The 16,660-nt window shown below is 74.5% G+C and carries 1 protein-coding gene and 1 pseudogene; both read right to left on the bottom strand.

Features of this window, described 5'->3' with window-relative positions; genetic code table 11:
- Positions 1-174: 174 nt before the first annotated feature.
- Positions 175-12,513 (bottom strand): annotated as a pseudogene (locus tag ABT001_RS33105) (type I polyketide synthase); the annotation flags it as partial.
- Entirely contained in the window at positions 12,506-16,507 is a 4,002-nt protein-coding gene (locus tag ABT001_RS33100; protein WP_351285112.1) for an SDR family NAD(P)-dependent oxidoreductase, read from the bottom strand. The pseudogene ABT001_RS33105 and the gene ABT001_RS33100, both read right to left, overlap by 8 nt.
- Between the last annotated feature and the right edge of the window lie 153 nt (positions 16,508-16,660).

Raw genomic sequence — 16,660 nt, 5'->3', positions numbered from 1 at the left:
GGACGGGCCGGGCGCGGTGCCGTCCCAGGCCGTGACGAGGCCCCGCACGCGGCCCTGGACCTGTGCGCGCACCGCGTCGCCCGCGGGCAGTTCGGCCAGCGCGGCCTCCAGGAGGTCGAGCTGGGCGAGCACGGGCAGCCGGGCGGGCGCGGCGGCCCGCCGGACGACGTCGTCGAGGTGCGCGGCCAGCGCGGCCGGCGTCGGATGGTCGAACACGGCCCCGGCCGAGAGCGGCGCACCGATCGCGTCAGCGAGCGTGTTGCGCAGCTCCACCGCGGTCAGCGAGTCGAACCCGATGTCCCGGAAGGCGAGCGTGGCGTCGACCGCCGACGGCGCGTCGTGGTCGAGCACGGCCGCGACGCGTGTCCGGACGAGGTGCAGCAGCTCCCGCTCACGCTGTTCGGCCGGCATCTCGCTCCACTGTGGCCGCTGCGGCGCGGCGGCGGCCCGGCGGGACCGGGCCCGCACCAGGCCGGAGTACACCGGGTCGAGCCTCCCGGCCGCAGCGTGTGCGGTGAGCACGCCGTGGTCGAGCCGGATCGGCACCAGCGCCGGGTCGTCGGCGGCGAGTGCGCGGTCGAGCAGTGCGAGCCCGTCGGAGGCGGAGAGCGGCATCACCCCGGCCCTGGCCATCCGGCGCAGGTCGGTGTCGCGCAGGCCGCCGGACATCCCTCCGTCAACGCCCCACAGGCCCCAGGCAAGGGCGGTCGCGGGGAGCCCCGCTGCCGCCCGCTGGTGGGCCAGCGCGTCCAGGAACGCGTTGGCGGCCGTGTAGTTCGCCTGCCCGACGCCACCGAGCACACCGACCGCGGAGGAGAACAGCACGAATTTCGTCACGTCGTGCGCCGCGGTCAGCTCGTGCAGCACACGGGCGGCATCGGCCTTGGCGCGCAGCACCGGCCCGAGCCGCTCCGGGGTCAGTTCGGCGACCGAGGCGTCGTCCAGCACCCCGGCCGCGTGCACGACGGCGGTCAGCGGGTGTTCGGCGGGGACGGCCGCCAGCAGGGCGGCAACCGCTTCGCGGTCGGCCGCGTCCCCGGCGACCAGGGTCACGCCGGTGCCGGTGGCGGCCAGGTCTGCCAGCAGCCCGGCGGCTTCCGGCGCGTCGTGGCCGCGGCGGCTGAGCAGGGCGAGGTGTCCGACCCGGTGGTGGGTCGCGAGGTGCCGGGCGACCTGCCCGCCGAGCGCGCCGGTCGCGCCGGTGAGCAACACCGTGCCGTGACGCGGGAGTTCGCCCTCTGCCGGGGCGGGGGCCGGTGTGAGCCGGGGCACCAGGACATCCGGGCCCCGCAACGCCACCTGCCGCTCCTCGGCTCCGAGTGCCGCGGTCAGCAGCTCCTGGGCGGGGTCGGCATCGGTGTCGGTGTCGATGAGCAGGAACCGGTCCGGGTGCTCCGCCTGCGCGGCCAGCACGATGCCTCGGGCGGCGGCCCGTACCGGGTCGGCCGGGCGGCCTGGCAGCGAGACGGCGTCGTGCGTGAGGACCGCGAACGTGGTCCCCGGGCGGGCGAGCAGCGACCGCACCAGCGCCAGGGCGTTCGCGGAGGCTTCCTGAGCGGACGCCCCCGGCGTCGACGGCATCCGGACCACCGCGAGCGGCGGGGTGTCCTCGCCACGCTCCTCCAGGTAGCTCCATTCGGGACGGTTCACGCCCGCTCGCACCGGAATCCACTCCAGCCGGTGGAGCACGCCCCCGGCGGCGACTCGCGGTCGCGGGGTCCCCAGCACGAGCCGCTCGGCCGAGAGGACCGGCCCGCCCTCGGTGTCGACGGCCTCGACGCGGCCGTCGACGGCCAGCCGCACCCGGACCGAGGTGGCGCCGACGGCGTGCACGGCGACCCCGGCCCACCCGGTGACCGCTGCCTCACCGTGCTCCACCGCCGCGGCGTACCGGGCCAGCAGCTCGATCCCGGCGAGGAGGTCCGGGTGCACGGTGTACGCGCCCGGCTCGACGCCCTCGGGCAGCGCCAGTTCGGCCAGGAGATCGCCGCCGTCCCGCCGGACCGCGGTCAGCACGTCCATCCCGTCGGTCCGGTCGAGCGCGCCCGCGATCTCGGCCGGTTCTACCGGAACCCCGGCGGGCGGCCACGCGAACGGTTCCGGTGCCGCGGTGTCGTCGCGTACGACGGCCTCGGCAGTCCTCGTCCACGCCGCATCGGGCTCGGCGACCGGACGGGTGTGCACCACGTACCTCCGGAGGTCTTCCGCCGCCGAGACGGTCAGCCGGACGTGTACCGGGTGGTCGGGTTCGGCGGTGAAGGTGACCTCTGCCCGGCCGGCCCCGGCCGCCCACAGCAGCGCCTCCAGCAACGCCGCGGGACGGCGCTGAGCGCTGTCCCGCGCGGTGCCGAAGTACACCGCTCCCCCGGCGTCGGGCAGCTCCGCCGCGCCGGTGAACAGCGGGTGGCCGGTGCCGTCGAGCGCGGCAGCGGGTGAGGTGGGCTGGTCGAGCCAGTAGCGCCGTCGCTGGAAGGCGTAGGTCGGCAGGTCCGTCGTCCGGGCTCCGCTGCCTGCGTAGTACGCGGGCCAGTCGACCTCGCCGCCGCCGGCCCACAAGGTACCGAGGGCGCGTACGAGGGTCGTCACCTCGTCGCGGTCCCTCCGCTGGGTGGCGACGGCGGTCCACGGCCCGTTCGCGGCCAGGCCGGTGAGCACACCGTCCGGCCCGATCTCGACGAACGTGTCCACACCGGACTCGCCGAGGGTGGTGAGGACGTCGGCGAACCGCACGGCGTCCCGGACCTGCCGCACCCAGTACTCAGGGGTGCGCACCTCCGCCCCGAGCGGCTGCCCGGTGACGCCGGACACCAGCGGCAGCACGGGTTCGGCAAAGGTGATCTTGCCGAGTTCGCGCTCGTACTCCTGCAGCATCGGGTCCATCAGCGGCGAGTGGAAGGCGTGGGAGACGGTGAGCCGCTTGACCCGCACACCTCGGCGTTCGAAGCCTTCGGCGACCCGCTCGACGGCGTCGGTCGCGCCGGAGACGACGACGGCGGTGGGCCCGTTGACCGCGGCTGTGCTCACGTTCCCGGCTCCGGCGAGCGCCGCCAGGACATCGGCTTCGGGTGCCTCGACGGCGGCCATCGCGCCCGGCTCGTCGAGGGCCTGCATCAGCCGGCCCCGCGCGGCGACGACGGAGCAGGCGTCCGGCAGCGACCAGAGGCCCGCGCAGTAGGCCGCGGCCAGCTCGCCGATGGAGTGCCCGGCGAGCCGGGCCGGCCCGATGCCCCAGGAGGCCAGCAACTCGACCAGCGCGACCTCGAACGCGAAGAGGGCGGGCTGTGTGTACTCGGTCCGGTCGAGCAGGGTGGTGTCCTCGGCGAACACGACGTCCTGCAACGAACGTCCGGCCAGGGGCCCGAACGCCGCGCAGACCTCGTCGAAGGCGCGGGCGAACACCGGGAAGGCGGCGTGGAGGCCTCGGCCCATCCCCGCGCGCTGCGCGCCTTGGCCGGTGAACAGGAAGGCGGGCGCGGAACCGTTCGACGCGACACCGCGCACGGGCGTGTCGAGCGCGGTCCCGACCACCACGGCGCGGTGGTCGAACGCGGCCCGCGTGACGGCGAGCGAGTAGCCGGCGTCCAGGGGCGAGACCGTCTGGTCCCCGAGGCGCTCGCGCAACCGGTCCAGGGCGGCGTGGAGAGCTTCGCGGCTGCGCGCCGACACCGGCAACACCGCCGGAAGCGCGGACGGTACGAGCTCGGCCACCGGGTCGGCCGGGGCCTCCTCCAGGATCACGTGGGCGTTGGTGCCACTGATGCCGAAAGCCGACACCCCGGCCCGGCGCGGGTGATCCGTCACCGGCCATGGCTCGGCTTCCGTCAGCAGGCGGACCGCGCCCGCCGTCCAGTCGACGTGCTCGCTCGGGCGGTCCACGTTCAGCGTCCGCGGCAACACCCCGTGGCGCATGGCCAGCGCCATCTTGATCACACCGGCCATTCCCGCCGCCGCCTGGGTGTGGCCGAGGTTCGACTTCACCGAGCCGAGCCGTACGGGGGTCGTACGGTCCTGGCCGTAGGTCGCCAGGATCGCCTGGGCCTCGATCGGGTCGCCGAGCGTGGTGCCGGTGCCGTGGGCCTCGACCGCGTCCACGTCCTTGGTGGACAGACCGGCGTCGGCGAGGGCCGCGCGGATGACCCGCTGCTGCGCCGGGCCGCTGGGCGCGGTCAGGCCGTTGGACGCGCCGTCGGAGTTGACGGCGGTGCCGGCCACCACCGCGAGCACCGGGTGACCGTGGCGGCGGGCGTCGGACAGCCGTTCTGCGACGAGCGTGCCGACGCCCTCGGCCAGGGCGAACCCGTCGGCGGCGTCGGCGAACGACTTGCAGCGGCCGTCCTCCGCCAGCGCGCGCTGGCGACTGAACGCGACGAACGCGGTCGGGTCCGACATCGCCATCACCCCGCCGACGAGCGCGAGGTCGCACTCACCGGCCCGCAGCGCCTTCGTCGCCAGGTGCAGGGCGACCAGCGCGGACGAGCACGCCGTGTCGACGGTGAGGGTCGGACCCTCCAGCCCGAACAGGTACGCGATCCGGCCCGCGGCGACGCTGGCGGCGGCACCGGTCACCAGATAGCCCTCGGCACCGGAACCTTCCGCGCGCAGCCGCTCGCCGTAACCCTGGTCGGTCAGCCCGACGTACACGCCGGTACGGCTGCCGCGCAGCGACGCCGGGTCCAGCCGCGCCCGTTCCATCGCCTCCCACGTGCTTTCCAGCAGCACCCGCTGTTGCGGGTCCATCGCCACCGCCTCGCGCGGCGAGATGCCGAAGAACTCGGCGTCGAAGCCGGCGATGTCGTCGAGGAAGCCGCCCGAGCCGACGTAGCTGCCCGACGGCGAGTCCGGGTCACGCAACCGCTCCAACGGCCAGCCGCGGTCGGCCGGCCAGGGACCGGTGCGGTCCTCGCCCGCCTCGACGGCCTGCCACAGCTGCTCCGGCGAGCCGATGCCTCCCGGGAAGCGGCAGCTCATCGCGACCAGTACGACGGGATCGTCTTCCTCGCGCGGTCCCGGCGCGGCCACGGGCTCCTCCGCGACCGTGCCGGCGAGGAACGCGGTGAGCGCCTCGACGGTCGGGTGGTCGTAGGCGAGCGTGGCGGGCAGGCGTGTGCCGACGTCGGCGGCCAGCCGGCCGCGCAGGTCCACCGCGGCCAGCGAGTCGAGGCCGAGTTCGGAGAAGGCCCGGTCAGGGGCGACCGCTGCGATGTCGACGTGGCCGAGCACCGCGGCAACGGCCCGGTGCACGATCTCGCGCAGCTTTCGGTCGCGCTCGCGCCCGGTGAGGCCCGCGAGCCGTCCGGCGGGTGCCGGGGCCGGCTGGGCGGTACGGGCTTCGGGCAGCTCGGCCAGGAGCGGGCTGGGACGCCGGCCGGTGAACACCGGTGTGAATCCGGCCCAGTCGACGTCGGCGGCGACGACCGCGCCCGGCCCGCGCGCGATCGCCGCTTCGAGTGCGGCGATCGCCGGTCGCGGTTCCAGTGCGGGTACGCCGTTGCGCCGCAGCGCGTCCCGGTTCTCCCTTGTGACCATGGCGCTGCCCGCCCAGGGGCCCCAGGCCACCGACAGCGTCGGTACGCCGTCGGCGGTGCGGCGCAGCGCGCGGGCGTCCAGCACGGCGTTGGCCGCGGAGTAGGCGCCGTGGTCGCCCGCGCCCCAGACGGCGCTGATCGACGAGAAGTAGACCACCAGGTCCAGTTGCGCGGCGGGCAGGGCCGATTCGACGTGGGCGATGCCGGTGACCTTCGCGGCCAGCGCGATGCGCAGGTCCTCGGTGCCGGTTTCGGTGACCTGACCGCGCACCCCGGCTCCGGCGGTGTGCACGACGGCGGTGATCGGCTCGCCGCCGGCCTGTACGTCACGCAGCACCGTGGTGACGGCGACGGCGTCGGTGACGTCGCAGGCCGCGGTGACGACCTCGGTGCCCAGCGCGGCGGCCTCCTCGGCCAGCGCGCGGACTTCGGGCGTGGTGCCTCCGCTGCGGCTGAGCAGGACGACCTTGCGGGCGCCCTCGCGGGCGAGCCAGCGGGTGACGTGCGCGCCGAGGGAGCCGGTGCCGCCGGTGACCAGCACGGTGGCCTGCTCCGGCTGCCAGCCGGACGCGGCGGCGAAGGTGGCGCGGTGCAGGCGGCGGCCGAACACCCCGTTCGCGCGGACGGCGACCTGGTCCTCCCCCGAGGTACCGGACACCACGGCGGCGAGCAGCCGGGCGGCGTCCTTGTCCACGGTGGCCGGCAGGTCGACCAGGCCGCCCCAGGTGCGCGGGTGTTCCAGTGCCGCGACGCGCCCGAGTCCCCAGACGGCGGCCTGTCCCGGCGCGGTGGGCGCGTCGTCGCAGCCGGGCACGGCGACCGCGCCCCGCGTCGCGCACCACAGTCGGGCGCGGTGGCCGGAGTCGGCGAGTTCACGCAGCACCACGGAGATCGCGGCGAGGCCGAGCGGGACGCCGGGGTGTGCCGGATGCGGACGTTCGTCGAGCCCCCACAGGCACAGCACTCCGGTGAGTCCGGGAACCCCGTCGAACGCGGACCGCACCTGCTCGCCGATCCGGTCGCCCTCGGTGAGGTCGATCCGTGCCTCGGACGCGTTCGGGAAGCCCCCGGTGACACCCTCGACCTCGCCGGAGGTCAGGATCAACCAGGTCCCCGACGGTGCGCCGAGGTCCGTCCGGGCGGTCCAGCCGATGCGGTAGAGGTGGTTCGCCGCGGCCGGGCCGCCGCGGTGCCAGCCCGACAGCGCCGGGAGGACCTGGCCGAGCGCGGTGTCGTCCGGCAGGCCGAGCGTGCCGGTCAGCGCCTCGACGTCCTGGCGCTCGACCGCCGCCCAGAACTGTTCGTGTGCCGCGTCGCCCACCGGCGCCGGCCGGGTCTCGGGCCAGTGGCGCCGCCGCTGGAAGGCGTACGTCGGCAGGTCGACGTGCCCGGGGCCGGTCTCGCCGAACGCCGGTCCGAAGTCGACGGGGGTGCCCGCCGCGTACAACTGGGCGAGGGACGTGAGCATCCGGCGGAGACCGCCGTCCCCGCGCCGGGTGCTGCCCACCACGACCGCGTCCGTCCCCGCCGCCTCCGCGGTCGCGGCGATCGCGCCGCCGAGCATCGGGTGCGCGCTGACCTCGACGAAGGCGTGGTGGTCCTGGCCGACCAGCGCGGTGATCGCGTCGGCGAACCGTACGGGCTCGCGGACGTTGCGGTACCAGTACTCGGCGTCCAGCGCGGTGCCGTCGACCCAGTCGGCGGTGACGGTGGAGAAGAAGGGCACATCGGCCGGGCGCGGGGTGATCTCGCTCAGCGCGGCCGTAAGTTCGGCGTGGACACTCTCGATCTGGGTCGAGTGGGAGGCGTAGTCGATCCCGATCCAGCGGGCGGTCACGCCGTCGCGCTCGGCTTCGGCCACCAACTCGCGCAGGACGGGCAGTCTGCCGGTGACGCCGACCGAGGACGGGCCGTTCATCACGGCCACCTCGATGTCCGCCCAGCGCTCGATCCGCTGCCGCACCTCGGGCAGCGGCGCGACCAGGGACACCATCCCGCCCCGGCCGGACAGCGCGCGCAGGGCCCGGGCCCGCAGCACGGTGATCCGCGCCGCGTCCTCGATGCTCAGCGCGCCCGCGACGCAGGCCGCGGCGATCTCGCCCTGCGAATGCCCGACCACCGCCGACGGCTCCACTCCGTACGACCGCCACAGCGCGGCCAAGCTGACCACGAACGAGAACAGCAGGGGCTGCACGACGTCCGGGTGCTCGGGCGAGCCAGGGGCCTCCGCGCCGCGGGCGACGTCCAGCACGGACCAGCTGAGGTGGGGTGCGAGCGCGCGGTCGCACTCCGCGAAGCACCGGGCGAAGTCGGGCGACTGCGCCAGCAGTTCGGCCGCCATCCCCTGCCACTGGGAGCCCTGTCCGGGGAAGACCCAGACGGGGCCGCGGCCGAGCACCCGCGCCGTGCCGGTGACCACGCGGTCCGCGTGCGCGTCGGCCGCGATCGCGCGCAGCCCGGCCACGGCGTCAGCGCGGTCCTCAGCGACGACGATCGCCCGGTGGGCGAACGCGGCCCGGCTGTCCAGCAGCGCTGCGCCGGCCCGGGCGAGCCCGAGTCCCGGGTGGGTTTCGAGGTGGCCGGCCAGCGCGGCGGCCTGCGCACGCAGCGCCTGGGGGGTGCGCGCGGAGACGACGACGGGCAGCGGGCCGGCCGCGGGCTCGTCCGCGTACTCCACCGGGGCGTCGCCCGCTTCGACGATCACGTGGGCGTTGGTGCCGGACATGCCGAACGACGACACCGCGGCCCGGCGCGGCCGTCCGGTGTCCGGCCAGGCGCGTTCCTCGGTGAGCAGCCGCACGGTGCCCGCCGACCAGTCGACGCGGCGGTTGGGCTCGGTGACGTGCAGGGTGCGCGGCAGTACGCCGTGGCGCAGCGCGAGCACGGTCTTGATCACGCCGCCGACGCCGGCCGCCGCCATGGTGTGGCCGATGTTCGACTTCAGCGAGCCGACCCACAACGGCTCCTCGCGCTCCCGGCCGTAGGTCGCGATCAGTGCCTGCGCCTCGATGGGGTCGCCGAGCGCCGTGCCGGTGCCGTGCGCTTCGACGAAGTCCACGTCCGTGGGGCGCAGGCCCGCGTCGGCGAGCGCGGCGCGGATGACGCGTTGCTGGGACGGACCGTTGGGGGCGGTGAGTCCGCTGGACGCGCCGTCGGAGTTGACCGCGCTGCCGGCCACGGTCGCGAGTACGCGGCGGCCGTGGCGGCGGGCGTCGGAGAGCCGTTCCACCACCAGGACCCCGACGCCTTCACCCCAGCCGGTGCCGTCGGCTGTGTCGGCGAATGCCTTGCACCGGCCGTCGTCGGCGAGGCCGTCCTGCCGCGCGAACTCGGTGAAACTGCCCATGGTGGACATGACGGTGGAGCCGCCGGCCAGCGCAAGGTCGCATTCGCCCGCTTGGAGCGCCCGCACGGCCAGGTGCAGGGCGACCAGGGACGACGAGCAGGCCGTGTCCACGGTCAGGGACGGGCCTTCCAGTCCGAGCGCGTAGGACACCCGGCCGGAGAACACGCTCGCCGCGGTCCCGGTCATCACATGGCCTTCGGCCTCGGTGAGCCCGGCCAGGACCTGACCGTAGTCGGAGCCGGCGACCCCGGCGAACACGCCGGTGCGGCTGCCGCGCAGGGCGGAAGCGTCGAGGCCGGCGGTTTCCAGTGCCTCCCACGAGGTTTCCAGCAGCAGCCGCTGCGCAGGGTCCATGTTCGCCGCTTCACGCGGCGAGATCCCGAAGAACTCGGCGTCGAACTCCGCGGCGTCGTGGAGGAATCCGCCTTCGCGGCGTACGTGCGGTGCCAGGGCCGAGGTGTCCCAGGCCCGGTCGGCCGGGAAGGCGGTGATCCCGTCGGTCCCGGTACGTACCAGGGTCCAGAGCGCGTCGGCGGTGCTCACGCCGCCGGGGTAGCGGCACGCCATGCCGACGATCGCGATCGGGTCGTCGCCGGTGGCGCGGCGTGCCACCGGCACGTCTTCCCGGCCGCCGACCAGCTCCTCGCGCAGGAAGTCGGCGACGGCCTGCGGGGTCGGGTGGTCGAACATCAGCGTGGCCGGCAGGTCCAGCTCGGTTTCGGTGGCGAGCAGATCGCGCAGCCGGATCGCGAGCATGGAGTCGAAGCCCAGGTCGCCGAACCGTTCGTCCGGTGGCACCGCGTCGGCCGAACGGTGACCGAGTGCGGTCGCCGCCGCGGAGCGCACGCGGGTGAGGAGGTGGTGGTCCAGCTCCGCGGGGGCCATCGCGGCGAGCGGGTGTCCGGGCCGGCGGGGCCCGGTGACGACCTCTTCGGTGACGACCTGTTCGCTGCCGGGCAGCCGCCCCGCGGAAAGCCAGTAGTGCTCCCGCTGGAAGGGGTAGGTGGGCAGGTCCAGGTACGGCGCGGCCGGGTCGGCGGTGATCTTCTCCCACGGTACGGCGAACCCGGTGACGTGCAGCTGGGCCAGCGCCGTCAGCAGCGTTTCCGGTTCCCGGCCCTGTTTGACCATGGTGGGCGCGACCTCGTGCGTACCGTCCAGGCACGCGCGCGCCATCGGGGTGAGGCCGCCGGGGCCGACCTCGAGAAACGCGGTGACTCCGTGGGCGGCCAGGTGCTCGACGCCCGCCCGGAACCGGACGGTCGACCGTGCTTGGCGGACCCAGTGGTCCGCCGTGCCCAGCACCTCGGCCGGCACAGGCTCGCCGGTGACGTTGGAGATGATGGGCAGCGAAGGCGCGTGGTAGGTCAGCGAGGCGGCGACGACACGGAACCGGTCGAGCATCGGCTCCAGCCGCGCCGAGTGGAACGCGTGCGAGGTGTCGAGCCGCCGGGCCCGCACGTCCCGCTCGCCGCAGGCCGCCACGAGCCGGTCGACGGCGTCGGCGTCGCCGGTGACCACGATCGACCGAGGCGCGTTGACCGCCGCCAGTTCAGCGTCGACGCCGGCCTCGGCGAGCAGCGCGGGCAGGTCGTCCTCGCCGGTCTCCAGCGCGGCCATCGCACCCCCGGCCGGCAGCTCCTGCATCAGCGCGCCGCGCGCGGCGACCAGCTTGCAGGCGTCCGGCAGCGACAGCACCCCGGCGACGTGAGCGGCCGTCAGCTCGCCGAAGGAGTGGCCGATCAGGTGGTCGGGGGTGATCCCCCACGCGGCGAGCTGGCGGTACAGCGCCACCTCGACCGCGAACAGCGCGGGCTGGGCGTACTCGGTGCGGTGGATCAGGTCCGCCGAGCCGAGCGCTTCGGTCAGCGGCCGTGGCAGCAGCGGGGCGAAGTGGCGGCACACCTCGTCGTGGGCCTCGGCGAACACCGGGAAGACGGCGCACAGTTCGCTGCCCATGCCGACGCGCTGGCTGCCCTGGCCGCTGAACAGGAACGCCAGTCCCCCGGCCTGATGGGTGCGGCCGAGCACCGTCCCTGCAGCGGTCTCGCCCCGGCTCAGCGCGCTCAGCCCGGCGAGCAGTGCGTCGCCGTCGCGGCCGACGACGACCGCGCGGTGGCCGAGCCGGGCGCGGCGGGTGGCCAGCACGGAGGCGAGATCGGCCTCGGGATGGTCGGCGGCGAATCGGTGCAGGCGCGCGGCCTGCTCGCGCAGTGCGCCGGAATCACGGGCGGACAGCAGCCATGCCGACACCGGCGGGCGCGGCGCGGGTGCGGCGGTCTCGATCGCGGGGGCTTGCTCCAGGACGACGTGCGCGTTGGTCCCGCTGATGCCGAACGCGGAGACCCCGGCGCGCATCGGGCGGCCCGTGGCCGGCCACTCACGTGCTTCGGTCAGCAGGTCGACGGCGCCCGCCGTCCAGTCGACGCGGGTCGTGGGCTCGTCGACGTGCAGCGTCTTGGGCACTACGCCATGGCGCATCGCCAGCACCATCTTGATCACTCCGGCCAGCCCGGCCGCGGCCTGGGTGTGGCCGATGTTCGACTTCACGGAACCGAGCAGCAGCGGGTGTTCCCGGCCCTGCCCGTAGGCCGCCAGCAGCGCCTGTGCCTCGACCGGATCGCCCAGTGAGGTGCCGGTGCCGTGCGCCTCGACGACATCGACCTGGCCGGAACTGAGCCGGGCATCGCGCAGGGCGTGGCGGATCACCCGTTGCTGCGAGGGTCCGTTGGGGGCGGTCAGGCCGTTGGACGCACCGTCGGAGTTGACCGCGCTGCCGCGGACCACGGCGAGGACGGGGTCGCCGGCGGCGCGCGCGTCGGACAGCTTGCGTACGACGAGCATCGCGACGCCTTCGCCCCAGCCGGTCCCGTCGGCGGCGGCGGCGAAGGACTTGCAGCGGGCGTCGGAGGCGAGCCCGCCCTGCTGCTCGAACTCGGCGTACAAGCTCAGGTCGGCCATCACCGCGGCGCCGCCGACGAACGCTGTGGAGCACTCGCCGGCGCGCAGCGCCCGGATGGCCAGGTGGAGCGCGACCAGTGAGGACGAGCAGGCGGTGTCCAGGGACAGCGCCGGACCCTCCGTGCCGAGGGTGTAGGCGATCCGGCCGGAGGCGACGCTGCTGGTCGTGCCGGTCAGTAGATGGCCGAGCACCTCCTGCTCGGCGGCGGTATCGCGCGGGCCGTACTTCTGGTCGGCGAGGCCGACGAAGACGCCCGCGTCTGTGCCACGCAGGATCGCCGGGTCGATGCCGGCGCGTTCCAGCGCTTCCCAGGTCACTTCGAGCAGGAGCCGCTGCTGCGGGTCCATGGCCAGCGCCTCGCGGGGGCTGATGCCGAAGAAGGGCGCGTCGAAGCCGCCCGGGTCGGCCAGGAACCCGCCTTCGCGGTGCACATCGGCTCCGAGACGGCCGGGGTCCCAGCCCCGATCGTCCGGGAAGGCGCCAACGATGTCCTCGCCGGCGGACAGCACCCGCCAGAACTCCTCGGGCGAGTCGATCCCGCCCGGGAACCGGCACGCCATGCCGACGATGGCGATGGGCTCGGTGCCGGCCGACTCGATCTCGCGCAGCCGCTCGCGGGTGCGCTTCAGATCGGTGGTGACCTTCTTCAGATACTGGACGAGCTTCTCGTCGTCAGCCACGTCGGTCGGCTCCGTCCTGGTCGAGATCGCTGAACTCTGTGTCGATGAAGGTGAAGACCTCGTCGACCGTTGCGTCGTCGAGTTCTTCACCGGGCTGGTCGCCGCCCTGCAGGTGCCGCAGCATGCGGCTGAGCCGGTCGACGATCTCGGCGTGCGCGCCGTCGGTCCCGGACACGGTCTCCAGGACCGGTTCCAGACTGTCCAGTTCACGCAGCACCGCCTCGGCCGCGCCCAGCTCGGCCGGGGCGAGCAGGCCGACCACGTGCTCGGCCAGGGCCAGCGGGGTGGGGTGGTCGAACACCGCGACCGCCGGCAGCGACGCCCCGGTCGCCGTCTTGAGCCGGTTACGAAGCTCGACCGCGGTGAGCGAGTCGAAGCCCAGCTCCTTGAACGCCTGTCCGGCGTCGATGTCGTCGGCCGAGCCGTGCCCCAGCACCGCGGCGGCCTGCGCCCGCACCAGGTCGAGCACGGCGCGCAGTTGCTCGGGCCGGGTCAGGCCGGCCAGGGGCGTGACGCCGGTGGCTTCGGGCCCCGGCCGGTCGGCCACGGGCCGCACCGGCGGGACCAGCGTGCGCAGCAGCGCCGGGGCCGGTCGGTCGCGATGGGCTCGGCGCAGCGCGGGGAGGTCCAGCCGGGCTGCGACCATGGTCGGCTGGGTGTTCCCGGTGCCGGCGTCGAACAGGGCCACCCCCTGTTCGGTCCCGAGCGCGAGCACTCCGGACCGGCCCATCCGCCGGATGTCCACCTCGGAGAGTCCGGCGGTCATCGTGCTGCTTTCCGCCCACAGGCCCCAGGCCAGTGCCGTCGCGGGCAGGCGGTGCGCACGGCGGTGTTCGGCGAGCGCGTCGAGGAAGGTGTTCGCGGCCGCGTAGTTGGCCTGCCCAGCACTGCCGAACGTGGCCGACGCGGACGAGAACACCGCGAACAGCCTCAGATCGAGGCCCTGGGTGTGGCGGTGCAGATGCCATGCGCCGTCGGCCTTCGGACGCAGCACCGCCGCGAGGCCGTCCGCGTCGAGGGAGGTGAGCACGCCGTCGGCCACGACTCCGGCCGCGTGCACGACCCCGGCGAGACGCCGTTCCGCTGTCACCGCGGCGATCAGCTCACCGACGGCATCCGGGTCACCGACGTCGCAGACCCGTACGTCGATCCGCGCGCCCGCTTCGGCCAGCTCGACGGCGACGGCGTCGGCCTCCGGCCGGTGGCTCCGGCCGACGAGGGTGACGTGCCGCAATCCGTGCCGGAGCACGAGGTGCCGGGCCACCAGCCGGCCGAGCGTGCCGGTGCCGCCGGTGATCAGGACGGTCTCGCCGTCCTCGAAGCGGGGCCCGACCGAGAGGACGGCCTTGCCGGTGAGAGCGGCCTGACTGACCGCGCGGAATGCCTCGCGAGCGCTGCGCACGTCCCAGACCGTGGCCTCGGGCGGGGTCAGTTCACCGGTCTCGAACAGCCTGGCCAGTTCGGCGAGGATCTCGGCGATCCGCGTGGGTCCGGCGTCGGCGAGGTCGAAGTGCCGGTAGGTCACACCGGCGTGGTCGGTGGCGACGGTCTCGGGGGCGCGCAGGTCGGTCTTGCCGATCTCCACGAACCGCCCGCCCGGCGCGGTCGCCCGTAGGGACGCGTCGGTGAACTCGCCGGCCAGGGAGTTGAGTACGACGTCGACGCCGTGGCCGCCGGTCGCTTCGCGGATCGTGTCCTCGAACTCCAGGGTCCGCGAGGAGGCGATGTGCGCGTCGTCGAGCCCGGCGGCGCGCAGACGCTCGTGCTTGGTGGGACTGGCCGTGCCGAAGACCTCGGCCCCGAGGTGCCGGGCCAGTTGTACCGCGGCGGTCCCGACGCCGCCGGCCGCCGCGTGCACGAGGACCCGCTGTCCCGCCGCGAGACCGGCGAGGTCGACCAGGCCGTAGTAGGCGGTGAGGAACGCTACCGGCACGGCGGCCGCGGTGGTGAAGTCCCAGCCTTCCGGGATCCCTACCAGCGTCCGGGCGTCGGCGACGGCGGTCGGGCCGAACGCGTCGGGCACGAGGCCCATGACGCGGTCCCCCACGCTGATGCCGACGTCCGGCCCGGTCTCGACGACCACACCGGCCGCTTCGATGCCCGGCCGCGCGTCGCCCGGGTAGACGTCGAGGCCGATCAGGATGTCGCGGAAGTTCACCCCGGCGGCGCGGACTTCGAGCCGTACTTCTCCTGCTGCCAGGGGACGTTCGGCTTCCGGCGCGGGCACGACGGCGAGATCGTCGAGGGAGCCGCGCACCGGGAAGTCGAGCCGCCAGGCGTAGGCCGGGGCGTCCCGCAGAGGTTCGGCCGAGACCAGTCGCCGCTTGAGCAGCTGCCCGTCGCGGACCGCGATCTCCGGCTCGTCCGTGCTGAGCGCCAGGGACGGGACCGCGCCGGTTTCGTCGTGCACCAGCCAGATGCGCCCTGGGTGCTCGGTCTGCGCGGTGCGCACGAGCCCGGTGACGGTGGACTGCGCGAGACCGCCGTCGACCACGACGACGAGCCGGCCGACCGCCAGCCGCGGGTCCGCCAGCCAGGTCTGCACCAGGTTCAGGGCCCAGGCGGCGGCGTGGTGGGCGGCGATGAGGTCGTCGTCACCGGTGCGCGGGCAGCGGGCGACGACGGTGTCCGGGGCCGGGGACCCGGCGTCCAGCGCGGTCACGAGGGCGGCGATGCCGTCGTGTTCGCCGACCGACGCGTGGTCGCGGATCACCCCGGCGAAGTCGGCGTCCAGCACCGCGCACGATCCGAGCACCCGGGTGGGCGTGGCCGGGTCGAGCGTGGACCATTCGACGTGGAACCGGCTGTCGGCGAGTGCGTCGTCGGTGCCGCGGAACTTGTCGGCGTCGACCTCGCGCAGGAACAGCTCGCCGATGCGGGCGGCCGGGCGGCCTGCGGAGTCGACGGCGTCGAGGACGACCGCGCCGGCCTCGGTGCGGCTCAGACGGATCCGCAGCGAGCGCGGTGTGTCTCCGGTGAGCGAGACGTCCTGCCAGGAGAACGGAATCCTCGGCGTCTCCTGTGGACGGTCCCAGAGCAGGGCCATGGCGTGCAGGGCGGAGTCGAGCAGCCCGGGGTGGGCGGCGAATCCGTCGACCGGCGTCGCGTCCGGCAGGGTGATCTCGGCGAAGACGTCCCCGGCGCGACGCCAGGCGGCGGTGAGGCCGCGGAAGCTGGGTCCGTAGTCGAAGCCGGCGCCCACGAGGTCGTCGTAGAAGCCGTCCAGCAGGACCGGCTCGGCTGCGGCGGGCGGCCAGCTGTCGGGCTGCCAGTGCGCGGTGGTTTCGGTGCCTAGGGTGCCGGAGCCGTGCCGCGTCCAATCGGCCTGGTCCTCGGACCGCGAGTACAGGGTGACCGCCCGGTCACCCGCGTCGTCCGCGGCACCGACGACGACCTGCACCAGGTAGCCGGTGTCGCCGCTGAGGACGAGCGGGGCTCCGAGGGACAGCTCGGCCAACCGGGGGCTGCCGACGGCGCGGCCTGCGGTGATCGCGAGGTCGGCGAACCCGGTGCCGGGGAAGAGTACGGACCCGAGGACGCGGTGGTCGTCGAGCCACGGCTGCGCGGTGAGCGACAGGCGACCGCTGAAGATGACCTGATCGCCGTCCGCCGAGGCGACCCCGGTGAGCAGGATCGGGTGTCCGGTCGTCATCAGCCCGGCGGCGGAGAGGCCACCGCGCTGTGGGGCGGGCATGAGCCAGTAGTTCTGGTGTTGGAAGGCGTAGGTCGGCAGGTCCACCCGGTTTCGTCCGGGCAGCACGGCCTTCCAGTCGACATCGTGACCGCGTAGCCACAACCGGCCCAAGGTGTCCATCAGATCAGCGGCCTCGGACCGCGGACCCCTGACCACCGCGACAGCATCCTCGACCATCGCGGCAAGCACCGGCACCGGACCGATCTCCAACCAGGTACCCACCTCACCACTGCCGGCGACGGCGTCGGCGAACCGGACCGTGCCCGTCACCTGCGCCACCCAGTACTCCGCAGACGTCACATCCGTCCGGCCACCACCCGTCGCAACCAAAGGAATCACCGGCTCACGGAACTCCACAGACTCCACCACCGCCCGGAAACGCTCCACCACCGGAACCATCAAAGGAGAATGAAAAGCATGCGAAACCCGCAACCGCCTCACCCGCACCCCCCG

It is taken from the genome of Streptomyces sp. NPDC002793, from assembly GCF_040295485.1.
Lineage (GTDB): Bacteria > Actinomycetota > Actinomycetes > Streptomycetales > Streptomycetaceae > Streptomyces.
The sequence above is the reverse complement of the archived record's forward strand: the minus strand, read 5'-3'. Positions and strand labels throughout refer to the sequence as shown.